14 protein-coding genes and 1 tRNA gene are annotated in these 13,441 nt (G+C 64.9%); 10 read left to right on the forward strand and 5 right to left on the reverse strand.

What is annotated here, in order from left to right; translation table 11 throughout:
• Positions 1–319: 319 nt before the first annotated feature.
• The 3 genes from ACCQ04_RS10370 to ACCQ04_RS10380 all read right to left on the reverse strand — a co-directional run bounded on the left by ACCQ04_RS10370 (position 320) and on the right by ACCQ04_RS10380 (position 2,339).
• Entirely contained in the window at positions 320–967 is a 648-nt protein-coding gene (locus ACCQ04_RS10370; protein ID WP_024938667.1) for a response regulator, read from the reverse strand.
• A gap of 209 nt (positions 968–1,176) precedes the next feature.
• Positions 1,177–1,938 (reverse strand): sulfurtransferase, encoded by a 762-nt coding sequence (locus tag ACCQ04_RS10375; RefSeq protein ID WP_024938668.1) that lies wholly within the window; start codon positions 1,936–1,938, stop codon positions 1,177–1,179.
• A gap of 35 nt (positions 1,939–1,973) precedes the next feature.
• Positions 1,974–2,339: a DUF6164 family protein gene (locus tag ACCQ04_RS10380; protein ID WP_046342793.1), complete on the reverse strand. Its 366-nt coding sequence runs from the start codon at positions 2,337–2,339 to the stop codon at positions 1,974–1,976.
• Positions 2,340–2,400: 61 nt separating this feature from the next.
• Between ACCQ04_RS10380 and ACCQ04_RS10385 the strand changes: the two genes are divergently transcribed.
• Together ACCQ04_RS10385 and ACCQ04_RS10390 are read left to right on the forward strand one after the other, a co-directional pair.
• Positions 2,401–2,832 carry an FKBP-type peptidyl-prolyl cis-trans isomerase gene (locus ACCQ04_RS10385; RefSeq protein WP_065031450.1) on the forward strand — a complete coding sequence of 144 codons (432 nt, stop codon included), beginning with the start codon at positions 2,401–2,403 and terminating at the stop codon, positions 2,830–2,832.
• Positions 2,833–2,843: 11 nt separating this feature from the next.
• Positions 2,844–4,103, forward strand: a complete 1,260-nt coding sequence (locus ACCQ04_RS10390; RefSeq protein ID WP_184613977.1) for a TIGR03862 family flavoprotein — start codon at positions 2,844–2,846, stop codon at positions 4,101–4,103.
• On the opposite strand, the gene ACCQ04_RS10395 is transcribed toward ACCQ04_RS10390, so the two are convergent.
• On the reverse strand, positions 4,087–5,379 hold the full coding sequence (locus ACCQ04_RS10395; protein WP_054592961.1) for a nucleotide sugar dehydrogenase: 1,293 nt from the start codon (positions 5,377–5,379) through the stop codon (positions 4,087–4,089). The two genes, ACCQ04_RS10390 and ACCQ04_RS10395, sit on opposite strands and share 17 nt — an antisense overlap.
• 142 nt (positions 5,380–5,521) lie before the next feature.
• On the opposite strand from ACCQ04_RS10395, the gene ACCQ04_RS10400 reads away from it, so the two are divergent.
• Positions 5,522–5,605, forward strand: a tRNA-Leu gene (locus tag ACCQ04_RS10400).
• Between the two features lie 931 nt (positions 5,606–6,536).
• Here ACCQ04_RS10400 and ACCQ04_RS10405 read toward each other — a convergent pair.
• Positions 6,537–7,037 (reverse strand): DUF305 domain-containing protein, encoded by a 501-nt coding sequence (locus ACCQ04_RS10405; protein WP_003098996.1) that lies wholly within the window; start codon positions 7,035–7,037, stop codon positions 6,537–6,539.
• A gap of 450 nt (positions 7,038–7,487) precedes the next feature.
• On the opposite strand from ACCQ04_RS10405, the gene ACCQ04_RS10410 reads away from it, so the two are divergent.
• The 7 genes from ACCQ04_RS10410 (at position 7,488) to ACCQ04_RS10440 (ending at position 13,225) form a co-directional block, all read left to right on the forward strand.
• Positions 7,488–8,234, forward strand: coding sequence for a hypothetical protein (locus ACCQ04_RS10410; RefSeq protein ID WP_003098991.1), 747 nt, complete (start codon positions 7,488–7,490; stop codon positions 8,232–8,234).
• A gap of 118 nt (positions 8,235–8,352) precedes the next feature.
• Positions 8,353–8,565 (forward strand): AlpA family transcriptional regulator, encoded by a 213-nt coding sequence (locus ACCQ04_RS10415; protein WP_003090093.1) that lies wholly within the window; start codon positions 8,353–8,355, stop codon positions 8,563–8,565.
• A 42-nt stretch (positions 8,566–8,607) separates the two neighbouring features.
• Complete coding sequence (locus ACCQ04_RS10420; RefSeq protein WP_003098988.1) at positions 8,608–9,483, forward strand: ParA family protein; 876 nt, start codon at positions 8,608–8,610, stop codon at positions 9,481–9,483.
• On the forward strand, positions 9,467–9,736 hold the full coding sequence (locus tag ACCQ04_RS10425) for a hypothetical protein (protein WP_003050422.1): 270 nt from the start codon (positions 9,467–9,469) through the stop codon (positions 9,734–9,736). The genes ACCQ04_RS10420 and ACCQ04_RS10425 overlap by 17 nt, the downstream gene beginning before the upstream one ends.
• Positions 9,729–11,408 (forward strand): ParB family protein, encoded by a 1,680-nt coding sequence (locus tag ACCQ04_RS10430; RefSeq protein ID WP_004350508.1) that lies wholly within the window; start codon positions 9,729–9,731, stop codon positions 11,406–11,408. Before ACCQ04_RS10425 ends, ACCQ04_RS10430 begins: the two co-directional genes overlap by 8 nt.
• Before the next feature lie 14 nt (positions 11,409–11,422).
• Complete coding sequence (locus ACCQ04_RS10435) at positions 11,423–11,983, forward strand: DUF2857 domain-containing protein (RefSeq protein WP_003090097.1); 561 nt, start codon at positions 11,423–11,425, stop codon at positions 11,981–11,983.
• Positions 11,984–11,986: 3 nt separating this feature from the next.
• A complete protein-coding gene (locus tag ACCQ04_RS10440; protein ID WP_003116837.1) occupies positions 11,987–13,225 on the forward strand; it encodes an STY4528 family pathogenicity island replication protein in 1,239 nt (412 codons plus the stop codon).
• Positions 13,226–13,441 lie beyond the last annotated feature (216 nt).

Below are 13,441 nucleotides of genomic sequence, written 5' to 3' on the forward strand. Positions count from 1 at the left end.
AAGTGCATCCACGCCAGCAGACCGAAATGTCCGCTGCTGCGTATCGGCAACCACTCGCCATCGGATGCAGCGGCATCCAGACCGATTCGATCGCTCTGCTCCAATGGCGCGGCGCACTGCGCTGTAGCGACACGTCGTCATCGGCAGCCGTCGCAAGCGAAGCGCCTCTCGGGCAGTGAATGCCGACGTGAGCACGCGCGTTCGCTTGCACGCCGGAGTGCCGCTCCTGCGCAAAACAGCGTATGCCTGTTTTCATCGACGCGTTGTGCAGCAGCATCTGACGGCTGTGTCTGCGAGCGCGAAAATCCGAAGGCGCGGTTTACAAGGTCCGCGCCGGATCAGTCAGGCCGTACTGATTGGCCAGACGCGCCAAGGCGATGTTGTCCTGGATGCCGACCTTCTCGAACAGGCGCGCCTTGTGCGTGTTGATGGTCTTGGCGCTGAGGTTCAAGCGCTTGGCGATGTCTTCCTGGCGCAGACCCTGGGTCAGCAACAGGGCGACCTCCAGTTCGCGCGGCGATAGCGCGTCGAAGGGCGAGCCGCCCCCTTCCAGGTTGGACAGGGCCAGATTCTGCGCAATGGTATTGCCGAGATAGCGCCGGCCCAGTGCGACTTCGCGCACTGCGCGCAGCAACTCCTGCGCATCGCCGCCCTTGCCGACATACCCCGATGCGCCGGCTTCGAGCAGACGCTTGGGCAATGGGCCATCTTCCAGCACCGAGACAATGATGACGCGGGTGCCGTAATCGCCCTTGACGATGCGCTCGGTGATTTCCAGGCCGCTGACACCGGGCAGGTGCAGATCGCACAGCACGATCTCGGGCTTGAGCTGACGAATTTGCGGCAAGGCCGCTTCCCCGCTCTCCGCCTCTCCCACCACATCGATGTCCACTTCCTTGGACAGGATCATCTTCATGCCGGTACGCACGAGTGCATGATCGTCGATCAGAAAAACTCTGATGGTCATCCTTGTTGTCCTCGCTGTGCGGCTGGCTGGTGCAGCCTATCTCCGTGAATAATTCAGGGCAAGCTCGATGCGACGTATTACGTTCGAGTCAGAACGCGAAGTACTCTGCCGCCGCGTGTCATGGTAGGCATTGCATGCACTATCGCGGCGTGATCGGATGATGCGAGCGCGCCCAATACGCGAACATCGGGCATTTCACTCGCGCTCGGTCAGATTTTTCCTGCTTCGGTGCTGCGCTCGGCATCCACCAATGGGCGCAATTGCGCATCGAGTGCAACGCGTTCGTCGAACACGAAGCAGCGGCCGTCATAGCCTTCGCCACCGACTTCTTCGAAATAGCCGAGGATGCCGCCTTCGAGCTGCAGTACGTTGTCCATGCCGTCGGCCTGCATCCACAACGCCGCCTTCTCGCAACGAATGCCGCCGGTGCAGAAGCTGACCACGGTGGCGTCGGCCAATGCAGCACGATGCGCTTCCAGCGCCGCCGGCAGGTCGGTGAACTTGTCGATCGGCAACGTCAGCGCGCCCTGGAACGTGCCGTACGCCACTTCCTGGGCATTGCGCGTATCCAGCAGCACCAGCGGGCGGCCGCGATCATCGCGCCCTGCCCGCATCCACTCGCGCAGCGTGGCGGGCGTCACCGCAGGCGCACGGCCCTGCAGCGGCGAGGCATCGTCGCGGCGAAAGCTGATGATCTCCGGCTTGACCTTCACCTTGAGCCGCGCGAACGGCTGCAACGCGCTCAGGCTGTACTTGATGCGCATCTGCGCAAAGCGCGCATCGGCCTGCAGCCACGCATAGAACGTGTCGATCTGCTCGGCTTCGCCGGCCAGAAACAGGTTGATCCCTTCTTCGGCCACCAGCACCGATCCCTTCAAGGCCTGCTGCCCGGCGTGTGCCAGGACGCTGTCGGCGAGCGACTGCGGGTCCTGAATGGTAACGAATTGGTAGGCAGCGGTATTGGTGATCATGCGGCCATTTTAAGCCGATGCGGCCGCAGGTGCGATCAGCCGCGCAACAGCAGGAACGGCAGCAGGACCAGCGAGGCGACAACCAGCATGCCGACCAACGTGGCGATCACGAACAACGGCCGCTTGCGCAGCAGCGCGCCGAAGGTTTCGGCCGTGCCGGCAGCGAGCGCATCCTGGCGCTGCGCACGCGCCACGGCGCCGCGCTGGGCCTGATACGCATCCATCAGCGCCTTGGCGCGCGGGTGATCGGCATCGTCACTGAGCCAGATGCCGCCGGCGGAGATGCCCCAATTGCTGGGCCGGGTTTCGTAGATCTGCACCAGATGCTCGCGCATCAGCGCCCGCACCTCGTCGGCTTCGTCATCGGGAACATTGCGCAGATTGAGCAGCAGCTTGGCCATGGGCGCGATGATACCGGGAGCCAGGTGCGATAATGACGCACTCCCTTTGCTGGACCATCCCATGCGCCTTCTGTTGACGCTTTGTGCTGCCCTGCTGCTCGCGGGCTGTGCGCCTGCCCTGCCGCCGTCCGGCGGCACCATCGCCACGTTTGAGCGGATCGACCGCAACGTCGGCACCGGTGCCGAAGCCACACCGGGCGCGCTGGTCACCGTGCACTACACCGGCTGGCTGTACGACGAAAAAGCCGCCGACAAGCATGGCAAGAAGTTCGACAGCTCGCTCGACCGCGCCGAGCCGTTCCAGTTCGTGCTGGGAGGCCATCAGGTGATTCGCGGCTGGGACGAGGGCGTGGCCGGCATGCGTGTGGGCGGCAAGCGCAGCTTGATGATTCCGCCCGCGTACGGCTATGGCGACAACGGCGCTGGCGGCGTGATCCCGCCCGGCGCATCGCTGGTGTTCGATGTGGAATTGCTCGGCGTGCAGCCGCGCTGAAGGGCTGAGCAATGACGGATGCGAGCAAGCGGCGGCTGGCCATCATCGGTGGTGGGCCGGCCGGCCTGATGGCGGCAGAGGTGGCATGTGCGGCAGGCCTTGCGGTCGACCTGTACGAAGCCAAGGGTTCGGTCGGGCGCAAGTTCCTGATCGCCGGCAAGGGCGGCTTGAACCTCACCCACTCCGATCCGATGCCGTTGTTTGCGCAGCGCTATCGCGAGCGCAGCGAGGCCGTCGCATCGTGGCTGCAGCAGTTCGATGCGGATGCGCTGCGCGCCTGGGCGCGCGACCTGGGCGTGGAGACCTATGTCGGCAGCTCGGGGCGCGTGTTCCCGATGGATCGCAAGGCCGCGCCGCTACTGCGTGGCTGGGTGCGCCGACTCAAGGAACAAGGCGTTGTGTTTCATGTGCAGCACCGTTGGCTTGGCTGGAGCGATGACGGTGGCTTGCGTTTCCACTCGCCCACCGGTGATGTCGAACGCACCGCAGATGCCGTGGTGCTGGCGCTTGGTGGCGGCAGCTGGCCGCAGCTCGGCTCCGATGGCCTCTGGCAAGGCGTGCTGCAGGAACGCGGCATTGCAGTGGCGCCGCTGGTGCCGGCCAACTGCGGCTTCGACATCGCCTGGAGCCCGCATTTTGTGCAGCGGCATGCCGGCGCGCCGCTCAAGCCCGTGGTCGCACACTGGCAGGATCGCGATGGCACGCCGCATCAGTTGCAGGGCGAGTGCGTTGCGACGTCCACCGGCATCGAGGGCAGCCTGATCTATGCGCTGGCTGCGGATCTGCGCGCGCAGATCGATACCGATGGCGTCGCCGAGCTTGGCCTGGACCTACTCCCGGGACGCTCGCTGGAACGCATCAGCGCCGAACTGGAAAAACCGCGCAAGGGACGCAGTTTCAGCGAGCATCTGCGCCGGCAGGTCGGCATCGACGGCGTCAAGGCCGCCTTGCTCTACGAACATCTGGGCAAACAGGCGGGCGACGATCCGGCGCTGGTGGCGCGTACGCTCAAACGCCTGCCGTTACGCCTGTTGCGAGCGCGTCCGCTTGCCGAGGCGATCAGCTCGGCCGGTGGCGTGCGGCTGGAGGCGCTGGATACGCAGCTGATGGCGCGCGCGCAGCCTGGCGTGTTCTGCGCCGGCGAGATGCTCGACTGGGAAGCACCGACCGGCGGCTATCTGCTGACTGCCTGCTTCGCCAGCGGATTACGTGCCGCGCATGGCGCGGTGCAATGGCTGCAGCAGACCGACCGCGCTACAGACGATCGCTGACCGCCTCGCGCGGCCACACTGATTTGACGTCGTAAATCACCGCACCCGGTTTGCCCAGTGCGGCAATACGCTGGGTGTCGTAGTCGCGGTATTGCGCATGCGCGACTGCCAGCACGACGGCGTCGTACGCACCCTCGTCCGCAAGCTCGCACAACTGCACGCCGGCGTGTTGCAGCGCTTCTGCGGGGTCGGCCCACGGGTCGCAGGTGTCGACCTGCACGCCAGCGGCTTGCAGCAGCTGCACCAGCTCCAGCGCGCGGCTGTTGCGCAGGTCCGGGCAGTTCTCCTTGAAGGTGGCGCCCAGCACCAGCACCCTCGCCTGCGCAAGCACCACGCCACGCGTGGCCAGCATGCCGCAGACGCGCTCGGCCACGTGCCGGCCGACGCGGTTGTTGACCTGGCGCGCGGTGTGGATCAGGTCCGGGTGATAGCCCACGCTTTCGGATTTGTGCATCAGGTAATACGGATCCACCCCGATGCAGTGACCACCGACCAGGCCGGGGCGGAACGGCAGGAAATTCCACTTGGTTCCGGCGGCTTCCAGCACGTCCAACGTATCGATGCCCAGCTTGTCGAAGATCAAGGCCAGCTCGTTGACCAGTGCGATATTGACGTCGCGCTGGATGTTTTCCACCACCTTGGCGGCCTCGGCCACGCGCATCGACGGCGCCCGCCAGGTGCCGGCAGTGATGATGCTGGCGTACAGCGCGTCGACCGCATCGGCGGCTTCTGCGGTGGAGCCGGAGGTGATCTTGCGGATATCGCGCAGACGCCGCTGGCGATCTCCCGGGTTGACGCGCTCGGGGCTGTAGCCACAGAAGAAGTCGTCATTGAAACGCAGCCCCGATGCGGCTTCGAGCAAGGGCACGCAGACTTCTTCGGTAGTGCCCGGGTAGACGGTGGATTCGTAGATCACCAGGTCGCCGGGTTTGAGCGCAGCGGCGATCAAGGTGGTGGCACTGCGCAGCGGTTCCAGGTCGGGCTGCTCGAAGCTGTCGATCGGTGTCGGCACGGTGACGATAAAGATGCTGCACGCAGCCAGGTCCGCAGCATTCGCGGTGTAGCGCAACCGGGTGGCGGCAGCCAGCTCGGTGTCGTCCAGCTCCAGTGTGGCATCGTGGCCGTCGCGCAGCTGCGCGACCCGCTGCGCATCGATGTCGAAGCCCAACGTATCGCGTTGCTCGCCGAACGCGACGGCCAACGGCAGGCCGACATAGCCCAATCCAATCACCGCGATGCGGGCCTGCTGCGGAGCGAGTAGCGTGGTGCTGGACATGCGGTTCCTTCGATCGTGCGCAGCCGGTTGCTGCGCGCCTGCGCGGTGGGAGCATAGCGCAGGCAACCATCGGACCATGAGTGCGGCGAACTGGCGACGCGGAGATTCACAATCGGCGCGCAATCAGGCACGCTATCGCAATGCCCGGGTGGCGAAACTGGTAGACGCAAGGGACTTAAAATCCCTCAGCTGCAAGGCTATGCGGGTTCGATTCCCGCCCCGGGCACGCTCTCGTGGCACTGCAAAGTGCGCAACGCCATCGACGCGTCGACAAACCTTGCCTGCAGCGCTGTCGCATTGAGCAGTCCAGCCTCTGCGTTGCGCTTACAAGTGCATGACGCGCCCTCAGCCCGCTCCCCTGTCTCGGACATCACCGCAACCGTCAGCGCCTCGCAGGCTGAGGTGGAACAGCGCGAGCAGATTGGTGATCACGGCTGCGGTAGACGTGATCAGCGATGCCAGACGAGATGGAGCGGCGCGCCATTGCATAGCATGCAGGCCGCAGTGCCCTTCCGTGCGCCTGGAGAGCACCAGCCGCAGCATCCACGCAGCGCCACGCACAACGATGCGATCTTGTTTACGACAGAAGTCCTGGCGCCGCGGAGCACCAAGCGCAATGCGCATCTGGCATCAAGCACGCCGCGCTACGTCAGCGAGAAGAAGGCCAAGAGTTGCCCTCCTCAAGTGCTAGCCCGACCGGCATCGGCCAATAAAAAAACCCCGTATATCGTTCGATATACGGGGTTTGAATTTGGAGCGGGAAACGAGTCATGCACTAGAGCGCTAAGTCTCTGTTTCCCAATCACTTTCTCCACTGTGGTGATCAGCGAAGAACTCAATTATAGCCTTGTTTTTCGCCCTCGGCAACAAAGTTCATCCAACCACTTCCACCAGCGTCCAAGGATGATCCATCCACCCGTCGTTACGCCTGATGCGTCCAGCTGCTGAGCGGGTTCGCTATCGAACTCCAACTTGCGACGATCATGACTTGCGCTCGCTCCGCAGGCAGCGCGGGGTGGTGTCGCGTGGACTACCTGGCACCTGGACGGCTGTAGGACACAACCGCCGGCATCGGAACACCGCAAGTACTCATCTTTACATCGCTGCGGCTAACTTCGCCGGAGCGCAACGCGGCGCCAGTGTAGTGGCAGCCAGCCTCAACGAAGGCGTGCAGCAATCCGGTTCATCTGCTCGATCTCCGCGCGCTGGCCATCGGAAATCGCTTGGCATAGGTTGACGAGTTCCGGATCTGAGAGCTGCGCCTCGCGGCACATGAGGATCGCTCCCGAATGGTGCGGGACCATAGACGCGATGAACTGTCGATCGCCGATTCCGGTTTGAGCACGGGTAGCGGCAAAAGAACCGAGTGTGAGAACGGCAAACAAGCCGTACAGCACGAGATTGAGCCGCCGGTTTGGAAACATGCCGGGCATTGTCGCTAGCATGAAGATGCCCATTGGCGCCCACATAGTGACCGCCATGTAGAGCATGTTGAGATTGTTTCTGAAGTCCCTGGCGCCGTCGATCATGCTGAACATTACGAAGTACATGACGACGAGGCCCAACACCATGTTCACCCAGAACTTGGCGTATGGTCGGCCGTGCTTACCCATCTGACCGGATGTGTGATGTTGATGTTCATGGGAATGTTCAGCCATCTCCGTCTCCTATGTGCTGGGGCAACCTGGCAGGGTCACTGGTACTGCGGCAGATACTTTGTCGATATATCAGCATGTGGAGCGATGCATCACTAACCGCTGATTTCCAGTCCCCAACTGGACGTAGGGGCGTCGAACGCTTCAACTCGCTGGTCTTGAACCGTCTGGATATCAGACCATACCAAATCGGTCTTGATGGGCTTTGCGCCACCTATGACGCTGGTACCGTGAGCGCCAATATCGAGCTTGCGTCCTCATCGCTCGATGGGCCGGCAACTGATCGATTCTTGCATATCAAGCAAGACAAGGCCACCTGCGGCGGACGCCAATGGCCTCCTCCGCCTTCGCTTAGGGCATCGCCTCAAGCGTCCGTCGCAGGCCATAACGACACAACAGCCCTTGGGCAAGAAAGGAGCCGGTGATGTAGCGCACCCGAAAGGAGACGAAGACATGCACAAGGACATTTCAACATCAAAGGTGTTCTATCGTCCCATCGAGGCGGCCATCCGATGGGCTGGGTTGCTGCGGTATCTCCCGATGATCCTGGCCACGATCGCGTCACCGCGTGTCCTGCCTCGGTCGCTGAACTGCCCTCGATGGAATGAGTGCCGGCTGCACTCGGAACGTATCTATGACGGCATCCTCAACGGAGAGCTGCCCTACGGCAAGAACGGGATCACGCTCAATGATCCGAACCTGCTCAATTCTCTGGATCTGACTGTTCGCCATGTCGATCTAAAACGCTGGATGCGCACCCACTATCCCGAGCACCGGCCAGGATTTCTGTTCAGCCGTGGCGAACGCATGGCGCATCCTTTCATCACCATGGAAACAGGACAGGCGATCCTCGTGGAGCGGCTGGCCCTTCAGGCCGCGCTTGAACAAGCCCGACGTGAGATGCGAGAACTGCAGGAGCAGCACGACACGCTACTCAAGCAATCCTCGGTGCTGTTGGCATCCAAGCAATGCGAGATCAGCGAACGGGCGGAAACGACCTATCTCAACATCATTGGAGGGATGTTGACGCTGATGCTGAGCCAGTCGCCTTCAGGCGTGCCCTATTCCAGCTTCAAAACGCAGGAGGCCCTTGTCTCTGCATTGGTCGCCCACTACGGCGGCACCATGGGCATCACTGAGCGCACCTTAAACGGAAAGTTCGCCAACGCTAAGAGGTACGTTCGTAGCGCAAGCGCATGAGGTTATCCAGCTTGTATGTGCAATCGCGGAGATTGCATTTGCAATGTCTTTCCGCAGCCAGGTCTATTGAATAGAGGTCACGCCAACAAACGCCACCGAGCGTTCAGGAGTGACCGCCATGTCGCAGACCCCTGTACTCCCGCCGAACGAGCGCCGCATCCTGCGGCTCGATGAAGTCGAAGCGAAGTCCGGCTTCAAACGCGCCCACATCTACAACCTGATGAAGAAGCGCCAGTTCCCTCAGGCGCTGCGCCTGGGCGTGCGCGCTGTCGGCTGGGATTCGATCGAAATCGACCAGTGGATCGCCGAGCGCCTCAACCACCGGACCTGACCCGCTCTCCCGCGGACTTCCCATTCCCAGCCGGAGAGCGCCATGCAGGTCGTGTCCATCATTTCAACGAAGGGCGGCGTCGGCAAGACCACGACGGCCGCCAACCTGGGCGGGCTCGCCGCGGACGCGGGCCTGCGCGTGCTGCTGCTCGATCTCGACGTGCAGCCCACCTTGTCCTCCTACTACGAACTGACCCAGCGCGCGCCGGGCGGCATCTATGAGCTGTTGGCCTTCAACGAGCGCGACCTTGGCCAGCTCGTGTCCCGCACGATCATCGCGGGCCTGGACCTGGTGCTGTCCGACGACCACCGGGGCGAGCTGAACACGTTGTTGCTGCATGCGCCGGATGGCCGCCTGCGGTTGCGGCATCTGCTGCCAGCACTTGCTCCCCTCTACGACCTGGTGCTGATCGACACCCAGGGCGCGCGTTCCGTGCTGCTGGAGATGGCGGTGCTCGCCTCCGATCTCGCGCTGTCGCCCGTCACGCCGGAGATCCTCGCGGCACGCGAGCTGCGGCGCGGCACCATGCAGTTGCTCGAAGACATTGCGCCGTACCGGCACCTGGGCATCGAACCGCCGCCGCTGCACTTGCTCATCAACCGCGTCCACCCGGTGTCCGCCAACGCACGGCTGATCCAGCAGGCCTTGCGCGACCTGTTCCAGGACAGCGCCGGCATCCGCGTGCTCGCCACCGACGTGCCGGCCATAGAAGCGTATCCACGTGCCGCAACGCGCGGCCTGCCGGTGCATCGGGTCGAGCACCGCCAGCCGCCCGGCAGAGTCGCCCCTGCCGCGCTCGACACGATGCGCGCGCTCGCCAGCGAGTTGTTCCCGCAATGGCAGGACCGACTGGCTCAAGTATCCGGCCGCCCGCAGCGACCTCTTGATCCTGGGAGGCCCCATGGCGAACGCACATGAGCTGGCCCGCGGCCACAAGCGGCTGCGCGCCCTGATCGAGTTCGCGGTCGGTGAGGGCTGGCACGTCAAGCGCACGCCGGGCGGGCACCTCAAGTTCACCAAGGCCGGCTGCGCGGCGATCTACACGAGTTCGACAGCGAGTGACCACCGGGCCGAATTGAACGCCCGTGCGCAGATCCGCCGCGCCGAGCGAGAGGCCCGCATGGCGCCGGCCGGCGGTCGTGGGGACTGCGAGGGGTGCGGCCATGGCTGACATGACCTCGCAGGACATGGCAGGCAAGCTGCTCGCGGCCGGCTTCGAGCGCAGCGGCCCAGCGGCTACGGCCTTGAGCGACCCGATCGCGGACACGCCCATGGTCGTGACGCTGGACCAGTTGCGGCCCTACGACCATGACCCGCGCATGAAGCGCAACCCGGCTTACGAGGAAATCAAGGCATCCATCCGCGAGCGCGGCCTGGACGCGGCGCCGGCCATCACGCGCAGGCCCGGCGAGGACCACTACATCATCCGCAACGGCGGCAACACGCGACTGGCGATCCTGCGCGAACTCTGGTCGGAGACCAAGGAAGAACGCTTCTTCCGCATATCGTGCCTGTTCCGACCATGGCCGGAGCGCGGTGAAATCGTCGCGCTGACCGGGCATCTTGCCGAGAACGAACTGCGCGGCGGCCTCACGTTCATCGAGCGCGCGCTCGGCGTCGAGAAAGCACGGGAGTTCTACGAGCAGGAGAGCGGCGCCGCCCTGAGCCAGTCGGAACTGGCCCGCCGCCTGGCGGCCGATGGCTTCCCCGTCCAGCGGTCGCACATCACCCGCATGGCCGACGCGGTGCGCTACCTGCTGCCCGCCATTCCCACTGTGCTCTATGGCGGCCTGGGGCGCCACCAGGTCGAGCGGCTGTCGGTCATGCGCACGGCCTGCAAACGCACCTGGGAGCACTACGCCAAGGACCGTTCGCTGCCGCTGGACTTCGACAGTTTCTTTCAGGAGGTGCTGGCGCAGTTCGACACGCAGGGCGACGAGTTCGCGCCGCAGCGCGTGCAAGACGAGCTGATCGGCCAGATGTCCGAGCTGCTGGGCATCGGCTACGACGTGCTGGCGCTGGACCTGACCGAATCGGAAAGCCGCCACCGGGCGCTGGTCAGTGACCCGACGCCACCTGCGGCGCAGCCGGCGTTGCCTTCGCCCACCGCCGGCACGCCGACTCCGCCGGGCGCAGCATCGTCCATCGCCACGCCTGCAGCGGCGGCCGGTCCTCCACCCGCCAGCCCTCCGGCGTCCGAGCCCACCTTGCGCCACGACGACACGGCGGTTGGCGAAGCGGCCACGGGAAGCCAGCCGGCCGCACCGGGCGATCTGCTTCGCGAGCACATCGTCTCGCCAGCACCGACGACAGAACGGCTCCAATCGATCCAGCGCATGGTCGCCGACCAGTTGGGCGATGCGCTGCCGCCCGACTTCTCGGCGAGCGTGCTGCAGTCCATCCCGGTGCAAGCCGGCGGACTCTATCCGATCTCCGACGTCTGGTACATCGACGCCGGCCTGGACACGCCCGATCGGCTGCGCATCCACATCGCGCAGTTCGCGCGCGAGATCGCCGGGGAGGCAGGCCTGGACGAGTGCATCGAGGATCGCGCCGATGGCATCGGGTTTGCGTGCCGCGCCCGCGGCCAAGCCCCGTCGCCGCTCGGCCGCGCGGTGCTGACGCTGCTCACTTCCCTGACGGGTCAGCCCGTCGCCGAAGCGGGCCTGGACGGCGCGCAGCTCGCCGCCGACCTGCCGACCCTGTTGCACGGCCAGAGCCAAGGCCATGGCAGCGGCGCAAGGCGCTTGAGCGACACGGCGTTGGTCAAGCTCTTTCGGCTGCTGCGCCTCGCCCGGCGTCTGCTGGACCTGGAAGCCGGCACCACGGCGCCCGGGACGTGAGCGAGGGAGGCCGCATGTCCACATCGCATCCGCTCAACCAGGCCGTGATTGCCCAGGCGCTGTATGACCTTCGCAACGGCCAACTGCGCCGCTGCAAGGCCATGGGCTTCGGCGAGGCCGAGCTGGATGCGCTCAAGCACCCCGCGCTGATCAGCGTGCTGGCCAACGCCAGCGTCTCGTGGTGCTCGGTCACGGTCAACCGCGAAGTGCTGCAGCGCCTGCTCAACCAGGCACAGGACGTGGAGAAGGAAATCGCCACGGTCGATCGCATGCTGCGGCTGGGGGCCAGCACGGAGATGGTCAGCCGCTTCTATGGCCTGACCCATCAGGAAGTCGCCCTGCGGCGGGAGATCCTCGGCCTGCCCAAGCGCAAGGGGCGCCACCCCGTCCTGGACGAGACCCAGGACACCGAACTGTGGCGGCAATGGAAAGCCGTGACCAGCAGCAGGAACGTCGATCTGGAGGACGAGACCTCGATTCTCGATGCGGCCATGGACCTGGCCGAGGGCATGTCGCTGCCGCTCTCGGTGGTCTGGGCCGCGATCAGGAACTGGGTCGATCAGGGATTGGGCTAGGCCATGGCCGTGGACGACACCGCCCCACGAGCCCAGCGCCCTGGCCCCATCGCACTCGCCGACCTGTTCGACGCTGCGCTGAAGGACCTCGCGCCCAAGTCCAGCTCTGGCGCTCCCGCGTCCCTGCCTGCTCCAACGCCCACGCCTCCTACGTCCGGCGACGCCTTCCTGTTCAGTGGCAATCGGCACGAGAGCGTGCCGCGGCGGCTGTTCCTCGACCGCCGCCTGACACCGCTGGAGCGCAACGCCTGGCAGGTGTTCCGATTGATGCTCAACGACGATGGCGTCACGGCATTTCCCACCTATGAGCAGTTGCGCCCCTGGCTGGCGTCGATGCCCTGCGCAGGCCAGGCCTCCCATGAGACCGTGGCGCGGGCGCTGACGCTGCTGCGCCTGACGCGCTGGCTGAGCCTCGTGCGACGACGGCGCGACCCCAAGACCGGTCGCATCCTCGGCAACCTCTACGTCCTGCACGACGAACCGCTGACGCCGTTCGAGGCGATGCAACTCGACGCCGACTACCTGGCCCTGGTCAGCCAGTCGCTGGGGCATTCGGCCAAGGCCGTCCAGGTGGTGGGACTCAACACCCTCCAGGAGATCGCGGACGACCCGATGCTGTCCGGACGCACCTTGCCGTCGCGGCTGCAAGTGCTCGCCGAGCGCCTGGCCGACCAGGGCATCACCGCCTCCGAAAGTTATCCACAGGAGGATGCGGTCCACGATTCCGAAGAAGGGCCCGCGAGCCTTCTTCGGAATGGCGATCGCCCATCTTCGGAATCCGAAGCAGGGCCGAAACCCGCGCCAGACGGCGCTCTTCGGAATTCGAAGCAGGACCGTACAGTACGTAGTAGTCGTATTGATGAAGTACGTACTACCGCGCAGGCGCGTGCGCTGGGCGACCTGCAATGGCCCAAGCGCTTCGCGGAACTGAAGGCGGAACAGCAGGCCGGAGCCAAGATGGCGTTGCAGCAGGTGGACGCTGCCCTGCGGCAGGCCGTGCTGGACGAATGGGCCGCACGGTGCGGCAAGCATGGCATCCGCAACCCCGCCGGTTATCTGTTCGGCATCATCCAGCGCGCCATGCGCGGCGAGTTCAATGCCTGGGCCAAGCAGACCGGCCCGGCACCGCCAACACCATCGGCGGCGCGAGCGCCACCAACCGAGCCGCCGCGCAACGTCGTGCCGCCCGAGGTGGCCCGGCAGCACATCGAGCGCCTGCGCGATCTGCTGCGCAAATCCTGAGCACAGGGCTTGTCAAAGCCGTGAAGTAGATCTCCATGGCGGTCGGCAGAAACGGTCCCCTGGGGACGGCTGTGCGGTGAAGCGCCGGGCGACGGCGCGACATGCTGCGCAAAACCTGAGTAGAGCGCATGCAAGACCATGAAGCAGACCTCCATGGCGCTCAACGGAACGGTCCCCTGGGGACGGCTGCGCGGCGAAGGATCGTGTCGAACGGCA

Source organism: Xanthomonas sp. NCPPB 2866 (genome assembly GCF_041475745.2).
Classification (GTDB): Bacteria; Pseudomonadota; Gammaproteobacteria; order Xanthomonadales; family Xanthomonadaceae; genus Xanthomonas; species Xanthomonas arboricola.